9 protein-coding genes are annotated in these 17270 nt (G+C 67.1%); 8 read left to right on the top strand and 1 reads right to left on the bottom strand.

Annotation, left to right across the window (positions count from 1 at the left end):
* Nucleotides 1–151: 151 nt before the first annotated feature.
* The gene (locus ACPPVW_RS07865; protein WP_426625944.1) at nucleotides 152–1486 is read right to left on the bottom strand and encodes an MATE family efflux transporter; all 1335 of its coding nucleotides are present in this window, start codon (nucleotides 1484–1486) and stop codon (nucleotides 152–154) included.
* Between the two features lie 75 nt (nucleotides 1487–1561).
* On the opposite strand from ACPPVW_RS07865, the gene ACPPVW_RS07870 reads away from it, so the two are divergent.
* From ACPPVW_RS07870 to ACPPVW_RS07905, 8 genes are all read left to right on the top strand, one after another.
* On the top strand, nucleotides 1562–2188 hold the full coding sequence (locus tag ACPPVW_RS07870; RefSeq protein WP_426625945.1) for a hypothetical protein: 627 nt from the start codon (nucleotides 1562–1564) through the stop codon (nucleotides 2186–2188).
* Nucleotides 2185–2904 (top strand): HNH endonuclease family protein, encoded by a 720-nt coding sequence (locus ACPPVW_RS07875; protein ID WP_426625946.1) that lies wholly within the window; start codon nucleotides 2185–2187, stop codon nucleotides 2902–2904. The genes ACPPVW_RS07870 and ACPPVW_RS07875 overlap by 4 nt, the downstream gene beginning before the upstream one ends.
* Before the next feature lie 93 nt (nucleotides 2905–2997).
* Complete coding sequence (locus tag ACPPVW_RS07880; protein WP_426625947.1) at nucleotides 2998–3942, top strand: ATP-binding cassette domain-containing protein; 945 nt, start codon at nucleotides 2998–3000, stop codon at nucleotides 3940–3942.
* Nucleotides 3939–5639: an ABC transporter permease gene (locus ACPPVW_RS07885; protein WP_426625948.1), complete on the top strand. Its 1701-nt coding sequence runs from the start codon at nucleotides 3939–3941 to the stop codon at nucleotides 5637–5639. Before ACPPVW_RS07880 ends, ACPPVW_RS07885 begins: the two co-directional genes overlap by 4 nt.
* A 10-nt stretch (nucleotides 5640–5649) precedes the next feature.
* Entirely contained in the window at nucleotides 5650–6126 is a 477-nt protein-coding gene (locus ACPPVW_RS07890) for a GbsR/MarR family transcriptional regulator (RefSeq protein WP_426625949.1), read from the top strand.
* A 114-nt stretch (nucleotides 6127–6240) separates the two neighbouring features.
* Nucleotides 6241–9393: a DNRLRE domain-containing protein gene (locus ACPPVW_RS07895; RefSeq protein WP_426625950.1), complete on the top strand. Its 3153-nt coding sequence runs from the start codon at nucleotides 6241–6243 to the stop codon at nucleotides 9391–9393.
* A 234-nt stretch (nucleotides 9394–9627) separates the two neighbouring features.
* A complete protein-coding gene (locus tag ACPPVW_RS07900; RefSeq protein ID WP_426625951.1) occupies nucleotides 9628–15828 on the top strand; it encodes an RHS repeat domain-containing protein in 6201 nt (2066 codons plus the stop codon).
* 891 nt (nucleotides 15829–16719) lie between these two features.
* Nucleotides 16720–17205, top strand: a complete 486-nt coding sequence (locus ACPPVW_RS07905) for an RHS repeat-associated core domain-containing protein (protein WP_426625952.1) — start codon at nucleotides 16720–16722, stop codon at nucleotides 17203–17205.
* The last annotated feature ends 65 nt before the right edge of the window (nucleotides 17206–17270 follow it).

Consider the following 17270-nt stretch of genomic DNA (forward strand, 5'->3'; position numbering starts at 1 on the left):
AGACATTCCCGCCGAATGTCGCGTCTCGCGTCGCCAAAGCTCACTTTCGGCGCGAACGTCCGCGCGCGGACTCGCCGACGTTCGGCGCGAATACCGCTGCTGAAGCCAGCAATGACCACATTCGGCGAGAAAGTCGCGACAGCGGTGGACGCTACCGCTCCGCCCCCGGCCGCATCCACGCCCGGCTGCGCGCGCGCAGGCCGAGTGTGAGCGCCCGCGCCCCGAGATACCCGAACGCGAAGGCGGCGGACAGCGCGGCGAGACCTCCCGCATCGTGCGAGCCCCACGCGACGACGGCCAGCGCTAGCGGCACGAACACCGCCACGTTGAGCACGCCGGTCAGTGCGAGGTAGCGGGCGTCGCCCGCCCCGATGAGTACGCCGTCGAGCACGAAGACGTATCCGCCGAGCGGAGCGCTCAGGCCGATGATCGCCAGCGTGACAGGCAGCAGCGCCGCGACCGTCGGGTCGCTCGTGAACAGGCCGGCGGCGACCGGGCTGAGCGCAAGGGTCGCAAGGCCGAGCACGACGCCGGATCCGAGCCCCCACTGCACACAGCGGCGGAGGACCTCGCGCACATCGTCCAGCTGACCCGCTCCGAGCCCCTTGCCCACCAGCGCCTGCGCAGCGATCGCGAGGGCGTCGAGCGCGAATGCGAGCGTCGCGAACACCGTCACCGTCACCTGGAACGCCGCGAGCTCGTCGGGTCCCAGCCGTGTCGCGGCGAAGACCGCCAGCAGCATCGCGGCGCGCAGGCTCGCGGTGCGCAGGAACAGCCAGCCTCCGGCACGCGCCGTGCGGCCGATTCCGCTGTGGTGGGGGAGGAGCGGCGCACCGACGCGACGGGCGTGGCGCACCACGATCACGGCGTAGACAGCGACCATCGCCCACTGCGCCACGACCGTTCCGAGCGCTGATCCCGCGATGCCCAGACCGGCGACGTAGATGAAGACGAAGTTCAGTATGATGTTCGCCCCGAACCCGCCAACGGCGACCGCGAGCGGCGTTCGCGTGTCTTGCAGGCCCCGCAGCAGGCCGGTCGTCGCGAACACGAGAAGCATGGCCGGGAGGCCGAGCATCGACAGCGTGAGGTAGGTCGTCGCCTCGGCCGTGACGGCGGGGGAGGCCCCGAACAGCCCGACGAGCACCGGCGAGGCGAGCCAGCCGGCGGCGGCCAGCACGAAACCCAGACCGAGCGCCAGCCAGCTGCCGTCCACGCCGACGGCCACGGCACCGCGCTCGTCTCCCGCACCCAGCCGTCGCGCGACCGCCGGCGTGGTCGAGTAGGCGAGGAACACCATCAGGCCGACGACCGTCTGCAGCACCGCGCTCGCGATGCCGAGGCCGGCCAGCGGTGCGACGCCGAGGTGCCCGACCATCGCCGAATCGGCCAGGAGAAAAAGCGGTTCCGCGAGGAGCGCGCCCAACGCCGGCACGGCGAGACGCAGGATCTCCTGGTCGAGCGGGCGGCGTAGCAGGAGGTTCACGGCTCGACCACGCTACCGCGGACCCCCGACGTGTCGTGCGGGCCGAACGTCGGAGGCTCTTCCTACAGTGGAGGCATGAGCCACCTGATGCCGGAACTGCTGTCCACCTGGTCCTGGCGTCTCGATCGGGTCCGCAACGGGCGCACGGTGCTCACCAAGGGTCAGGCGGCCTCCGCCCGCACCGATCTGGCGCACGATCGGTCGGCGCACCCGTCCGACTACGCCGGCTATGAAGAGGAGTACGCGTCGGCGGTCGACGCCCTCGAGGTCCTGGCGCAGCAGGCCAACCGCGGCGACGACCTCCTCGCCGTTCTTCGAGCGGAACGGCGCGCGAACGACCAGCCGGCACGCGAGCGCTACGCCACCGCCCCCGACAGCGCGGGCGTCCTGCGCACGTCGCTCGCCGCCGAGCACGGCCGGGTTCCGGCCGGGCTGCCGGAGGCACTCGACGAGTGGGTGCACCGGCTCATCCGCTACCGCGGGGGAGCCAAGGTCATCGCGCCGATCGAGGCGGCCCGTGCTGAGATCCGGCTGCGCAACGAAGCCGACCTCGATCCCGGCGCCTACCGCAATGCGACGGCGGCGCCGTTCTACCGGCGGGTGATCCGCGAGCTCGGTGAGATCGCGACCTCGCAACGGCCCGGTGTCCACGTGTCGCGACGCGGGCTGCACCGCGGGCTCGCCGACGACTCGTTCCTGTGACGCGGGTCCGTACCCGGCGGCGCCCCACGGCCCCCTGGCCGATCGCTGCCGTCGTCCTTCTGATCGTCGCCCTCGCGAGCGCTGGAGGCTATGCCGCGCTGAACAACGGCGGCGAGTTCTCCGCATCATCTCCGATCGGCGCGCGCTCCGCCGCGGGCCTCCTCGACGCCTCAGCAGCACGGACCGCACTCGCCGCCCTCGCGGTGAAGGGCAGATCACCGGCCACCGGATACGACCGCGTGGCGAAGTTCGGGGAGGCCTGGCTCGACGTCGACCGCAACGGCTGCGACACGCGCGACGACATCCTGGCCCGAGACCTCTCCGACATCACGACGCGATCGGACTGCCGTGTGCTCACCGGCACGCTCGACGATCCGTATACGGGCAGGACCATCGCCTTCACCCGGGGCCAACAGACCTCGGCGCGGGTGCAGATCGACCACGTGGTCGCCCTCCTCGACGCCTGGGAGACCGGCGCACAGGCGCTGAGCCAGGAGATGAGGATCCAACTCGCCAACGACCCGCTCGAACTCCTGGCGGTGGATGGGCCCACCAATCAGGCGAAGGGCGCCGGCGACGCGGCGACCTGGCTGCCGCCGGCCGTGGGCTTCCGTTGCGAGTACGTCGCCCGTCAAGTCAGTGTGAAGGCCAAGTACGGGCTCTGGGTGAAGCCGGCGGAGAAGGCGGCGCTCGAGCGCATCCTCGCCGGATGCTGACCGGCCCCCGGCCTCGCCAGGCCACGCCGACACGTCGTAAGAATTCCGTTAATAGTTTTCACAATTTACTGAAATAAGCGTAGAGTCCCGCGCATGAGCACAGTGATTGAGGCCACGGGCCTCGAGAAGCGATTCGGCAGGGTGCGGGCCCTCGACGGACTCGACCTCGCCGTGACCGAAGGCGAAATCCATGGATTCCTCGGACCGAACGGCGCGGGGAAGTCCACCACCATTCGCATCCTCCTGGGCCTGGCCCGCTCCAACGGCGGCAGCGCCCGCGTCTTCGGCAGCGATCCGTGGCGCGACGCCGTCGCCCTCCACCGCCGCATCGCGTATGTCCCGGGCGACGTCAGCCTCTGGCCGAACCTCTCCGGCGGCGAGGCGATCGACCTCGTCGCGCGCCTTCGCGGAGGGACGGCGGACAAGGCCGCGTACGCCGAGCGGAAGAAGCAACTCGTGGAGGTCTTCCAACTCGACCCGACCAAGAAGGGTCGCGCCTACTCGAAGGGCAACCGGCAGAAGGTGGCACTCGTCGCCGCGTTCGCGACGCCGGCCGACCTCTACATCCTCGACGAGCCGACCAGCGGCCTCGATCCGCTGATGGAGGCCACCTTCAACACCGAGATCGAACGCATCTCCCGCGAGGGAGCGACCGTTCTCCTGTCGAGCCACATCCTGTCGGAGGTCGAGTTGCTCTGCGACCGGGTGAGCATCATCCGGGAGGGCAAGACCGTCGAGTCCGGCACCCTCGAGCAGCTGCGCCACCTCACCCGCACCGAGATCTCGTTTGCGGCAGACAGCGTGACGCAGGAGCAGCTGACCCGCATCCCCGATGGGCACGACCTCCGCATCGACAACGGCCGCGTGAAGTTCACCGCCGACAGCGACGCGCTCCCGCCCGTGCTCGCGGCACTCGCCGAGCTGAATGCGAAAAGCCTGACGGTCGCGCCTCCGTCGCTCGAGGAGCTGTTCCTCCGGCACTACGGCGATGAGCTGGCCGCCGCCGAACAGATCGAGGAGGGGGCGAAGGCGCGATGACCACCACCACCGCCGACCGGGCGACCGCTCGCTCGGGAGGCCACTCGGCTGCACCCGCGCGGGGACGCGGCGCGACTCTGCGTGTCCTGCTGCGGCAGCGGCTGCGGCGCGACCGCTGGCAGCTGGTCATCTGGATCCTGTGCATCGCGTTCCTCGCGCTATTCTCGGCGGCCAGCATCGACCAGACGTACGGCTCGGCTTCCGGTCGTGCCGAGCTGATCCGGCTCGCCATCGCGAACCCGACGGTGCTCGTACTGCGCGGCCTCCCGCAGGGAACCGGGCTCGCCGCCGTCACCTTCTTCGAGATCTACACCTTCCTCGCCCTGCTCGCGGGCCTGATGAACACCTTCCTCGCCGTGCGGCACTCGCGCGCCGAGGAGGAGTCCGGTCGCGCCGAGCTCGTCGGCTCCACGCCCGCGGCGCGGCTGATGCCGACGATCGCCACCGTCGTGCACGGCGTCCTCGCGAACATCCTGCTGGCGCTCGCCACCGCGCTCGGTTTCATCGCCTCCGGGCTCCCCGCATACGGTTCCTTGGTCGCGGGCGCTGCGGTCGGCGGGGCCGGAATCGCCTTCCTGGCCGTGGGCCTCCTGCTCGCCCAGGTCATGAGCACCTCGCGCGGAGCGAACGGTTTCGCGGCGGCTGTCGTCGTGATCGCCTGGGCGCTGCGCGGGATCGGCGACGCCATCGGAACCGTCACGAGCACGGGTACCACCATGATCTCGGGATGGCCCACCTGGCTCAGCCCGATCGGCTGGGGCGAGCAGTTCTCTCCCTACGTGCAGAACGACTGGTGGCCGCTGCTCCTGCAGCTCGGCTTCGCGGCGGTGCTCATCGCCGGCGTGTTCGGCCTCCAGGCCGTCCGCGACTCCGGAGCGGGCATCGTGCCCGAGCGCGCGGGCCGGCGGGACGCGCTGCCGATGCTGAACGGGCCGCTCGGTCTGGCCTGGCGGCTGCAATGGCCGACCATCCTCGGCTGGACCGTCGGCGGCCTCCTCACCGGTGTGCTCGCCGGCGCGCTCGGGAGCGTCGTCAGCTCGTCGATCGCCTCCGACCCGAACCTGGCGAACATCCGGGAGGCCGTCGCCCACCTCGGCGCGGGAGGCTCAGGCCCGATGACCGCGCTCTTCCTCTCGGCGATCATGTCGATCGTCGGCGTGCTCGCGGCGGCGTGCGCGGTGCAGGCGGTCATCCGGCTGCGCCAGGAGGAGGTGAGCGGCTCCGCCGAGGTGATGATGGCGACGCCCGTCTCCCGGGTGCGCTGGCTGTTCGAGTTCGTGCTCGTCGGCCTGTTCGCGATCGTGCTGGTGCTGGTGGCGGCGGCGCTCGCGGCCGGCCTATCGGCCATGGCCGCGGGGGAGAAGGCGTCGACGTTCAACGACGCGTTCGCCGCGGCCGCCGCGCAGTTCCCGGTCGCGCTGGTGTACCTGGGGGTGCTGACGCTGGTCTTCGTCCTGCTGCCGAGCTGGACGATCCCGGTCGGCTGGGCCGCGCTCGGCGCCGGCGCCTTCATCGGCATCTTCGGCGCGCTCATCAAGCTGCCCGACTGGCTTCGGCACGTGTCGCCGTTCGCGGATGCTCCGGTCGTCGTCGGAAAAGTCGATTGGACCGGGGGATACTGGATGTTCGGCATCGCGTTGGTCGCGCTCGCCGCCTCCGCGGCGCTCATCCGCCGACGGGACTTCGCGATCGGCTAGGGAGGGCGGCATGGCCAGGGACGAGCAGGCTCTCGCCGACATGATGGAGCACTCGGCAGCGGTGCTCACCGCCGCCGGGTTCCCGAAGATGCCCGCCCGGGTGCTGATGGCCCTGACCGTGACCGAGTCCGCGGGCCTCACGGCTGCGCAGCTCGCCGAGCGCCTCGATGTGAGCGCCGCCGCGATCTCGGGCGCGGTGCGCTACCTCCAGACGCTCGGGATCGTGCGCCGTCTCTCGCAGAACGGCAGCCGGCGGGATCTCTACCAGATGCCCGCCGACTGGTATGCGCTGATGGTGCGCAACAGCCCGATCTACGGCGTGCTCGCCGATCAGGCCGAGACCGGTCTTGCGGCGATCGACGACCCTTCTGATCCGGCGAAGGAGCGACTGCGCGACATGGCGGGCTTCTACCGGTTCATGCAGGACCGGCTTCCGGACATGCTCAACGAGTGGGAGCAGGTCCGAGCGCAGCGATCCGACAGCTGATTCATCAGGTATTCACAAAATATATTGGTATCAAGTTGCGGGCACGCGAAATATCAGCCTAGGGTGATCGAGGTGGTCTACCGACCGTCTCGATAATCACCTGGGGGATCTTCGTTGTCGTTCCATGCTGCCCGCGCGGCACGCCCTGCTCTTGCGCTTCTCGTCTCGGCGCTCCTCGCCTTCACGCTCGTCGAAGCGGCTCCGTCGTTCGCAGCGCAGGCGGGAGCAGAGGCGTCGACGAGCGGAACACCGTCAGACGCCGCCCAGGCCACTACTGAGACCGAAGCACGCGAAATCGCCGAGGCATACGGCCACGACGTCGTCGTCGAATCGCTGAGCTCGCCGAATCTGCTGGTCTCGGCACGCCCAGACGGCTACATGGAGGCCGTGAGCAGCCAAGATCCCGAGCAGGCGAAGGTCGGCGGCCGCTGGAAGCCCGTCGACACCGCGCTGGTCGAGAAGGACGGCTGGTTCGAGCCGAAGGTCGCCGCCGTCCCCGTGCGCATCGGCAAGGGCGGCGACTCCACCATCGTGTCCGTGCGCTCCGAATCCGGAGACTGGATCACCGAGACCTGGCCGTACGGCGACCTCCCGAAGCCGACGGTCAAGAAGGCCGCGGTGACCTTCCGAGAGGTGCTGCCGGGCGTCGACCTCCGCGTCTCCGTCGCCAAGGCGGGCATGCGGGAGGTGCTCGTGGTGAAGAACGCGGAGGCCGCGAAGGACGAGCGCGTCGCGTCGCTGCGGCTCGCGGTGCGCGGTGCGCGCCTGGCCACCGCCGCAGAGACCGGCACGCTCGAAGCGCATACCGACGAGGGCGAGCCGATCGTTGCCTCGACGCCGCTGTGGTGGGACTCGTCGCACGAGAGCGCGGATGAGGAGTCCTCCGGCGCGGTCGAGCCGCAGGCCGTGACGTCAACGATCGAGGGCTCCGAGACCGTGCTCGACGTGGCCGCGATCGTCGAGGGCGACGTCACGTACCCGGTCTATGTGGACCCGGACTGGAGAGAGTACGCGCAGCAGAGTTGGTACACCGACCGTGCTTACCCGAACCAGTCGTATCTCAACGCCGCCGAGCACAGCGCCGGCTACGGCATCCAGAACGGGGTCGGCTACCTGTCGCGGGCGTTCTTCCGGTTCAACACGTCCTTGCTTGGCGGTAAGACTATCCTCAGCGCCCAGTTCCAGGTCGTGCAGACCTGGGCGAACAGCTGTGCGAGCACCTGGATGCAGCTGTGGCAGTACGGGCAGTCCGGCGCAGGCTTCAGCTGGAACAGCGACCCGGCGCAGTGGATGCGTCAGCTCGACCAGCAGGGCTACAACACCGGGGGGCCGTGCCAGCAGGCGCCCGCGTGGGTCGGCTACGTCGCGACGGCGGCGGTCCAGGACACCGCAGCGACGCGCGCGCCTTACACGACCCTCGCGCTCCGCGCCGCGGACGAGGGCAACTCCCTCACGCGCAAGCACTACCGGTCGGACGCGAAGCTGATCGTGGTCTACAACACGCGCCCGGAGATCCCGAGCCAACCCTCTATGACGTCGCCCGTGCGGGACTGCAGAACGAACCCCCAGGACCCGTCGTACGTGTACGGCCGCCAGCCGCTGACGCTCCGAGTCGTCGTGGAGGAGGAGGACGCCCAGAACGTCTCGGCCGCGTTCTACGTGAGGCGCGTGTCCAACGGCGCGCAGACCCGCACCGGCACCGGCTTCTTCGCTCGCGGCACCGGCGTCACGCACACCATCCCCGCAGACTCTCTGGCGGACGGCGAGCTCTACGCGTGGGCGGCCGAAAGCGGCGACGGCATCCAGCTCTCCGCAGGCATCTCCCCCTGGTGCTACTTCGTCGTCGACTCGACGAAGCCGGGCCTCCCGACGGTCACGCTCGACGCGACCAACGCGCGCGTCGGGGAGGCGCTGACGGCGACGATCACGCCGCCGGCGGGGGAGCATATCGCCGGGTATCAGGTGTGGTGGACGAATGGGGCGCTCCCTGTGGCGAGCCCGCCGCCTCCGGCGACCTCGTTCACTCCGGGTCTGCCCGACTGCGAGACAGGGAGGACCAACCCGAATGATGCTCCGGCCGCGCGTGTCGTGTGCTCGGCTGGCACCGTGGCGATCGAGGTCGCTCCGATCAGTCCCTTGTCCACCCTGTGGGTGGCTGCGTACGACCAGGCTGGAAACGTGTCATACGACGCAGTGACGAAGTCCGCGGCGGCTGGCACCGAGGTGCGGGCCGGCGGAGCCGACCTGTCGCTCGGCCACCTCTGGAACGCGAACGAAGAGGGCGCAGCTCAATTCGACGACCAGCTCGGGGACGCGCCGATCACCATCGGTGGCAACGCGGGGTGGGGTACGTCTGACCAAGGGTTCCCGCAGTTGCGATTCCAGGGCCTGACCACGCTCAGCCGGTATTGGAAGCCGGGAGCGCACCTGATCGAGACCGGGGCGGTCACTGGCTACGTGCTCGAGGGGGCGCTTGGGCAACTCGCGCAATTCGGTTCCGGGAGCGCGCAACCGGCGAACACCTATCTGCTGTACGCGTGCTCGTACGGCGCGGGCAACATGATCTCGACGAGTCCGAACTGCGAGAGCACTGGAGCGGCTGCGCGTGCCCTCGGCTACGCCTGGAAGACCGCGTCAGCGGTGCCCGCAGGCTACACGGCGAAGGAGATCTTCCGCTGCCGACTGGGCGCCGACTACTTCGTCAGCGCGCAGAAGGGTTGCGAAAGCGGGACTGTTGACGAAGGGAGCCGAGGGTTCCTCGTCAGCCACACGCCCACCGCGACCGCACCCGGCGTCGTGGACACCACCAAATCGTTCACCGTCTCCGCCCGCGTCAAAGCGTCCGGCGCCTCCCATGACCAGACGTTCGTCTCGGCCAGCGGCGCCGTCAATGCGGGCTTCTACCTCCAATCGAGCGGCACGACCTGGCAGTTCGCCCTCCGCGCGCAAGGACTGACGGTGTCGACGGGATACGTCAAAGGGCCGCCCGTCTCGGCGGTCAAGGGGTTCGTGACCGTGTCGGGCAGATGGGATGCGGTGAACAAGCTGCTGAGCATCGTGGTGGTGAGCGACAGCGGACGCACGTTCTCGCAAGTCGTTCACACCCCACCATCGGATGACCGCCCTGCACTCGGGGCGATTGCGCTCGGCGCGGCTGCGTCGGTCGTTCCGGTCCAGTTCTTCGACGGCGAGGTCGCCCAGGTCTCCGTCTACCAAACCGCGTTGCCGGACAGCGCCTTCTGGGGCTCTGAAGTTCCTCAGCCGTGAACCGCTGACCACTCGATCTTGACCAAATCAATTCAAAGGATGACCGTGAGACTCTCTTCGCCTTGGCGTTCCCGCGCTCGAATCACCGGCATTGCAACGGTGACCGCGCTCACTCTGGCGAGTATTCAAGGACTGCCCGCTGCGGCCGTCGAGGCGCCGGCTCCGCCTGCGTGGGCGAAGGCGGTGCCGGGTTCGCGGGCGTCGGATGTTTCGGCGAGGGGTGGTAAGCCTCCGGTGAGTGCGGAGATCGTGTCTGCTGAGGTGCCGTCGGGTGAGTTCACGGTGTCGACGGATGGGTCGGCGCAGTCGGATTCGGTGTCGGTTTCGAGTGCGGATGGGTCGAGGGCGACGGTGGTGGATGGGGCGTGGCGTGAGCTGGGTTGGACGGGTGTGAGGGTCGCGTCGGGTGGTGATCCGGTGTCGGTGGCGGATGCGAAGTCGCAGTTGAAGGCGTCGAAGAAGGGCACGGCGAAGGCGAAGGCGAAGTCGCGGGCTGGGCGGGTGTCGGCGAAGTTCGTGGAGAAGGATCGGGCGAGGAAGCTGGGTCTGGCCGGTCCGGTGTTGGAGTTGAAGCGGGCGGACGGTAAGTCGGGGGCGTCTGCGGTGGGTGTGCGGGTGCCGAAGAAGTTGTTGGAGGGTGTGTTCGGGGCGGATTACGCCTCGCGTGCCCGGTGGGTGCAGGTGGAGGCGGGGAAGGCGCCGGCCTCGGCGAAGGATGTGCAGGGTAAGGCGGTTCCGGTGGCGTCGGAGGTGTCGGCGGATGGTGCGGACATTGTGGTTGCGCCGTTGGTGGCTGCGGCGCCGATGATGTTGATGGCGATGCCGGCGAGTGTTGGTGGGGCGGGGACGGGGGATTTCACGGCGACGTCGTTGAAGCCGTCGGCGTCGTGGGATGTGTCGGCGCAGACGGGGACGTTCAGTTGGGGGTATCCGTTGCGGGTGCCGCCGGCGGCGGCGGGGCCGGTGCCGGAGTTGTCGTTGTCGTATGACTCGCAGTCGGTGGATGGGTTGACGGGGTCGACGAATAATCAGCCGTCGGCGATCGGTGAGGGGTGGTCGTTGTCGGGTGCCGGGTTCATCGAGCGTTCCTATGTGGGGTGTGCGGTGGATGATGGTGCGTCGGGGGCGGTGAAGACGTCGGGGGATCTGTGTTGGAAGAACGCGAACGCGTCGGTGTCGTTCGCGGGGCATTCCGGTGAGTTGGTTCCGGTTGCGGGGTCGAATCAGTACCGGTTGGCGAATGATGACGGTACCCGGTTCACCGAGTTGAAGGGTGCCCCGTGTGCGGCGAACGGGACGTCGGATACGGCGTGTTGGCAGATGGTGACCACGGATGGTACCCAGTATTACTTCGGGTTGAACCGTCTGCCGGGGTGGGACGGTGGTAAGCCGGTCACGAATTCGGCGTGGACGGTGCCGGTGTTCGGTAATGATGCGGGGGAGCCGTGTCATGCGGCCACGTTCGCGGCCTCCTCGTGCAACCTGGGGTGGCGGTGGAACCTGGACTGGGTGATCGACGTGCACGGCAACGCGGAGGCGTTCTATTACAACGCGCAGACGAACAAGTACGCCAAGAACGGCAGCACTGTCACCTCCTACATTCGTGGTGGTGAGTTGGATCGGGTCGAGTATGGTCTGGCCGGCTCGAACGCGTATGCGGGCAACGGTGCCTCCGGGAAGGCGCTGTTCGGGTATGACAAGAACGGGCGGTGTTCGGATGACGGGGGTGGCCGGTGCACCGGGCAGCCGGTGTCGGGGGATGCGGCCGCGGCGGCGCAGCCGGCGGCGTATCCGGATGTCCCGTTCGATCAGTTGTGTGTTTCCGGCACCTGTGCGGGGTTGATCTCGCCGACGTTCTGGACGACGGCGAAGCTGGCCACCATCACGACGCAGGTGTTGAGCGGTGGGTCGTATAAGCAGGTGGACTCGTGGGTGTTGAAGCACAGTTTCCCGGATCCGGGTGATGGCACGTCGGCGGCGTTGTGGCTGAATAGTGTCACCCATACCGGGCATGCCGGTGCCTCCCCGATCACGGAGCCGGCGGTCACGTTCGCGGGCACGACGATGCAGAACCGGGTGTGGGCGGTGGACGGTCTGGCCCCGTTGGATAAGTGGCGGATCAGTTCGATCAAGACCGAACTGGGTGCGGTGGTGTCGGTGAACTATTCGGGTCAGGAGTGCACCCCGGGGGATCGTGCGGGAATCTTCGCCGCACCGCAGTCGAACACGAAGCGGTGTTACCCGCAGTGGTGGTCACCGTCGGATAACCCGCCGATGCCGCCGCAGCAGGACCTGTTCCACAAGTACGTGGTGACCAGCGTGATGGACAACCCGACAACCGGTGGGGCGGGGGCGCCACCGATCCAGAAGCATTATTCGTATACGGGCCCGGGGTGGCGGTATAACGATTCCCCGTTGACGCCGGCGGACAAGCGCACCTGGTCGATTTTCGCCGGATTCGCGACGGCGGAGGTGCGGGTGGGGGATTTCAACAAGCCGGCTGAGCAGAATGTGACGAAGTACACCTTCTTCCGTGGTCTGGATGGTGATCGGGCGGCTGCTGCTGGTGGGGTGAAGTCGGTGCAGGTCGGTGGGGTGGTCGATGCGCGCCAGTTCGCGGGTCGGGTGCGGGAGCAGGTGGTCACGAACGGTGTCGGTGGTGCGGTGATCTCGCACACGGCGTCGGTGCCGTGGTCGGCGTTGACGGTCTCGGCGGGCACTCATTCGGCGTGGTATACCGGGGATGGCCAGGTGGTGGTGACCGAGCCGGTCTCCACCGGCGGTAACCGGACGGTGACGACAACGACCGCGTATGACTCGGCGATCGGTTTGCCGGTGGCCGTGTTGAGCGCACCCTCGGATGCGCCGGTCTCGTGTGTGACGACGAGGTACGCGACCGCGAATGTGGCCGCTCATATCTTCGGCCGGGTCGCGGAGGTGTTGGCCACTACCGGGACGTGTGAGCAGGCTGCCTCTGCTGGTGCGGACCGGCTGATCAGTCACGTCCGCAACTCCTATGACGGGGCCGCGGTCGGTGCGGTACCGGTGAAGGGGAACCTGACGAAGACCGAGACGGTCACCGGGTTCGACGGCGCGGCTAAGAGATGGGCGACGACCGCGACGGTGAAGTACGACGCGTTGGGGCGCGCGATCGAGGCGGCGGATGTGGCCGGGCGGGTGTCCAAGACCGCCTACACGCCGGCCGGCACGGGCGGGCCGATCACGAAGGTGACCTCGACCAACCCGGTGGGGTGGAGCAGCAGCACCGAGTTGGATCCGGCGTGGGGTGCTATCACGGCAGCAACCGATGAGAACGGTAAGGTCACCACGGCTGCCTATGACGCGCTCGGCCGCCGGACCGGGGTGTGGTTGCCGAACCGGCCGAAGGCGGAGAACGCCTCCAGCCCGTCGACGGCGTTCACGTATACGGTGTCGCAGTCGGGGCCGTCGAGTGTGACGACGGAGAGTGTCCTTCCGTTGGGGGTCAAGAAGACGTTCGAGTTGGTGGATGGTCTGGGCCGTAGTGTGCAGACGCAGACGGCTGCGGTGCGCAGTGGTGCGGTGATCGCTGACACGGTGTATGACAGTCAGGGCAGGACGGTGTCCACCACCAGCCCGTATTGGGCGTCGACCACACCGTCGGACCGGCTGTTCGTGCCCACCAGCATGGCGCAAATCCCGTCCCGCACGGATACCAAGTACGACCCGGTCGGCCGTGCCGTGGCATCGATCCTGTACACGTACGGGGATGAATCCAAACGCACCAGCACCGCCTACCCGGGCGCCGACCGGGTCGATGTGACACCACCGACCGGGGGCACCCCGACGTCCACGATCACGAACTCGCTGGGCCAGAAGACGGCGTTGACCCAGTACACCGGGGTGAAGCCGGCCGGTGCCGGTCACACCACGACCTACGCGTTCACAGCCGCCGGGAAAATGTCGGCGATGACCGACGCCGCCGGTAACAGCTGGTCCTGGTCGTACGACCTGGCAGGCAACCAGACGGTCGCCAGCGACCCGGACTCCGGCACGACGACCAGCACGTATGATCTGGTCGGCAACCTGACCTCCACGACCGATGCCCGCGGGCAGACCCTCGCCTACGGCTATGACGAGTTGAACCGGAAGACCGGGAAGTACTCGGGCTCCACCGCGGGTGCGGTGTTGGCGTCGTGGACGTATGACGCGGCGGCGAAGGGGCAGTTGTCGAAGGCGACCAGTTATGTGGGGTCGGTGCCGGGTAAGCCGGGGTTGGCGTATGTCAGTTCGGTTGATGGTTATGACGAGTTGTATAACGCGACCTCGACGTCGGTGTCGATTCCCCAGGGTGCTGCAGCGTTCGGGGGTACGACGTACAAGGTGTCGATGACATATAACGAGGCGGGCTTGTTGCAGCAGCGCAGTCTGCCGGCGATCGGTGGGTTGGCTTTGGAGCGGTTGCGGACCCTGTATGACGGGGTCGGCAATGTGGACTCGATCTCCGGCACGAGTTTGTATGGGGAGGCCACCTATTCCCCGATCGGGCAGTTGTCGGTGATCGCTCGCGGGGTGAACCAGTCGTTGTTGTGGACCACCTACGGGTTCGATCCGGGAACAGGGGAGACCACTCAGGTCATCGATACCGCGTTTGTTGGTGCGTCCTCCAGTGAGGTCGCTAACCGTAAGTACACTCGCAATGCTGCCGGTGATGTGACCAGCATCAAAACCACCGGCTCCGCCGGGGCTGATGATCAGTGCTTCTCCTATGGGGTGTTCCATGCGCTGAGTGAGGCGTGGACTCCGGCGTCGGGGGATTGCCAGGCGGCCCCGACAGCCGGGTCGTTGGGGGGTGCGGCACCGTACTGGACCTCCTACACGGTGGATGCCGGCACCGGGAACCGTACCGCCACCACCAACCATACGGCCACCGGGGAGATCACGACGGCGTATGCGTACCCGGCTGCGGGGCAGGCGCGCCCGCACGCGGTGACCACGGTCAATAGTGCTGAGTACTCGTATGACGCGTCCGGGAACACGGTGACCCGGCCGGGGCAGGGCCTGTCGTGGGACGAGTCCGGGAAGCTGTCGACGGTCAGCGTGGATGGGGGGATCCAGTCGCGGGTGTATGACGCGGACGGGAACGTGTTGCTGCAGACCGATCCGAACACCGGGACGACCCTGTATTTGGGTGAGACCGAGGTGACGATGGCGCCGGGGGCGAGCAAAGCTTCCGCGGTGCGCACCTACTCGCTGGGGGATGTCCCGGTCGCGGAGCGTTCCACGAAGGCGGGGGTGTCCGGGTCGGTGGTCACCTGGGTCTCCGGTGACCTCAACCACACCCGGGATGTGGCGGTGGATGTGGTGACGGGCAAGATCACCCGCCGCCACGTGGATCCGTACGGCAACCCACGCGGGACAACACCGGTGTGGGGAAGCGAGCACGGGTACCTGAACAAGCCGGTGTCAGCGACAACCGGGCTCACCCAGTTGGGGGCACGCGCCTACGACCCCGTCCTAGGGAAGTTCATCTCCGTCGACCCGGTACTCGCACCAGAGAACCCACAACAGAACAACGGATACACGTACTCACACAACAACCCCGTAACCAGCAGCGACCCATCTGGACTGATTCCTGGCGCAGTGATTAAGCCAGTGCGACCTGTCCCGATCCCCATCGCGGTTGCGCGACCAACTGCGCCTTCGGCGCCTTCCTCAAGCTCAAATGGCGGTACGAGGCCCGCCCCGACGACCGGCACATCAAAGGCGTCGCCAAAGAGGAGCGCCGATACGTCTGCTCACGTCGCGGATCAGATCAACATGTTCACGGACATGTCATCTCGACTGAAGGCTGTGGGTGTTGGGTGCGCAGCAGCGTACGGATTCCTCGGTATGGCGCTGGGTGCAAGCGCAGGTGGGTGTGCGATTGCGGCTACACGGGCTTCGAGGTTCCTTGGCACTCCCGGAGGGCAGCTAATCGCAGGATGGGCCCTTGGGCTTTCCAAGTCCGGAACCTATGGTGATGACACTCCTTTGGTGAAGGCGCTTCGAACAATGCCTGAAGCAACACAGTTGCGCGAAGGTGTCGTGCAGGATTTGCAAAAGGGGGGAACCGGTGCTTTCCGGTCAGCAAACTACGTGGCAGGTTCACCTGACCCGTTGAATTTCAACCTTCAACGAGATCTCGTCACCTACACGCACTGGGATGAATCGTCGTCCCAAAACCAGCTATACGCTGCGCTTGGAAGTTACCAGATCGGCGCAGAAGCAGTCTCAGTTAACCTGAAATCAAGAACTGCGGTGGTCGAATTTCGGGGATACAATGACACAACACTGGGGTCGGCCATCGGTCCCACAGCTGATGCGCGAGCGCTTCTTAACTCGATTCCGGGTGACTCTGGCCCGTTTTCGAAGGTGCGTCAAGAGTTCGTTTGGCGGGAAGTGCGGCGATGGTGAAGCTCAGTGTTGGTGGCGTTGGACTTTTGCTCTGCATCTCGATAATGCTGGGGGGATGTTCGTTTCTGGGCGGGCCTCCTCCGCTGCCGTCGCGGTCTGAAGTGGTTGGTGATTGGCGGCATCGAGGTCCAAGCGACACGGCGGCTGTCCTCTCGCTTCATTCGGACGGAAGCGCAGACGCCACCGCGATTCCCTTGCCCGTCTTCGCGATCTATCGGGAACAGGGGTTTGGCGACCCGGTGAATTGGCACATTACGCGTGACTTCTCGGGCACATGGGAACTGTCGGGTCGTGCAGAGAGCTATTACCCGACAATCCGTGTAACTCTCAAAGCTGCCGATAACGGGACCACCCGGACCCTTCAATTGAGCGTGGTGAAGAAGGAGGGCAGGAGCGTCCTTCAGATTGGAATTGATCCATATAACGAAGATGCTCTCTTTGCGTTCACGAGATGAAAAATTGCTTGTGCACCTGCGCGTCGGCACCACGATTTCACAACTTTTCGCTAATGGAAGAGCGTTGGGCTGAGTTCGAGAGGATCTGGCAGGGGTAACCGTCCACTAACAAGGTCGTTACCGACATCCGGATTACCTGGAGAGAGCGATGCGTACCGGCTGCGGGGGCGGCGCGTCCGCACGCGGTCACCCAGGTCAACGGTGCCGAGTACACGTGTGACGCGTCCGGGAACACGGTCACCCGGCCGGGGCAGGCGTTGTCGTGGGACGAGTCCGGGAAGCTGTCGACGGTCAGCGTGGATGGGGGGACTCAGTCGCGGGTGTATGACGCGGACGGGAACGTGTTGCTGCAAACCGATCCGAACACCGGGACGACCCTGTATTTGGGGGAGACCGAGGTGACGATGGGCGCCCGGGGGCGGGTAAGGCTTCCGCGGTGCGCACCTATTCGCTGGGGGATGTCCCGGTTGCGGAGCGTTCCACGAAGGCTGGGGTGTCCGGGTCGGTGGTCACCTGGGTCTCCGGTGACCTCAACCACACCCGGGATGTGGCGGTGGATGTGGTGACGGGCAAGATCACCCGCCGCCACGTGGATCCGTACGGCAACCCACGCGGGACCGCACCGGTGTGGGGGAGCGAGCACGGGTACCTGAACAAGCCGGTGTCAGCGACAACCGGGCTCACCCAGTTGGGGGCACGCGCCTATGACCCGGTGTTGGGGCGGTTCATTTCGGTGGATCCGGTGTTGGAGCCGGGGTTGCCGCAGCAGAACAACGGGTATTCGTATTCGCATAACAATCCGGTGACCACCTCGGATCCGTCGGGGTTGAAGCCGAAGCCGAAGGCGGCGGCCAAGCCGAAGCCGAAAGCGGCGAAGTCGAGTGCGTCGAAGCCGAAGCCGAAGGCGGGACTGTCTGAGTAACGGTGTGTGAGAGTCTGGCTTGATCCGGAAGGAGATGGCCGTGACTGACACGACCGAGATGTTGA

Origin of the sequence: Leifsonia sp. McL0607 (assembly GCF_049993355.1) — a bacterium.
Classification (GTDB): domain Bacteria; phylum Actinomycetota; class Actinomycetes; order Actinomycetales; family Microbacteriaceae; genus Leifsonia.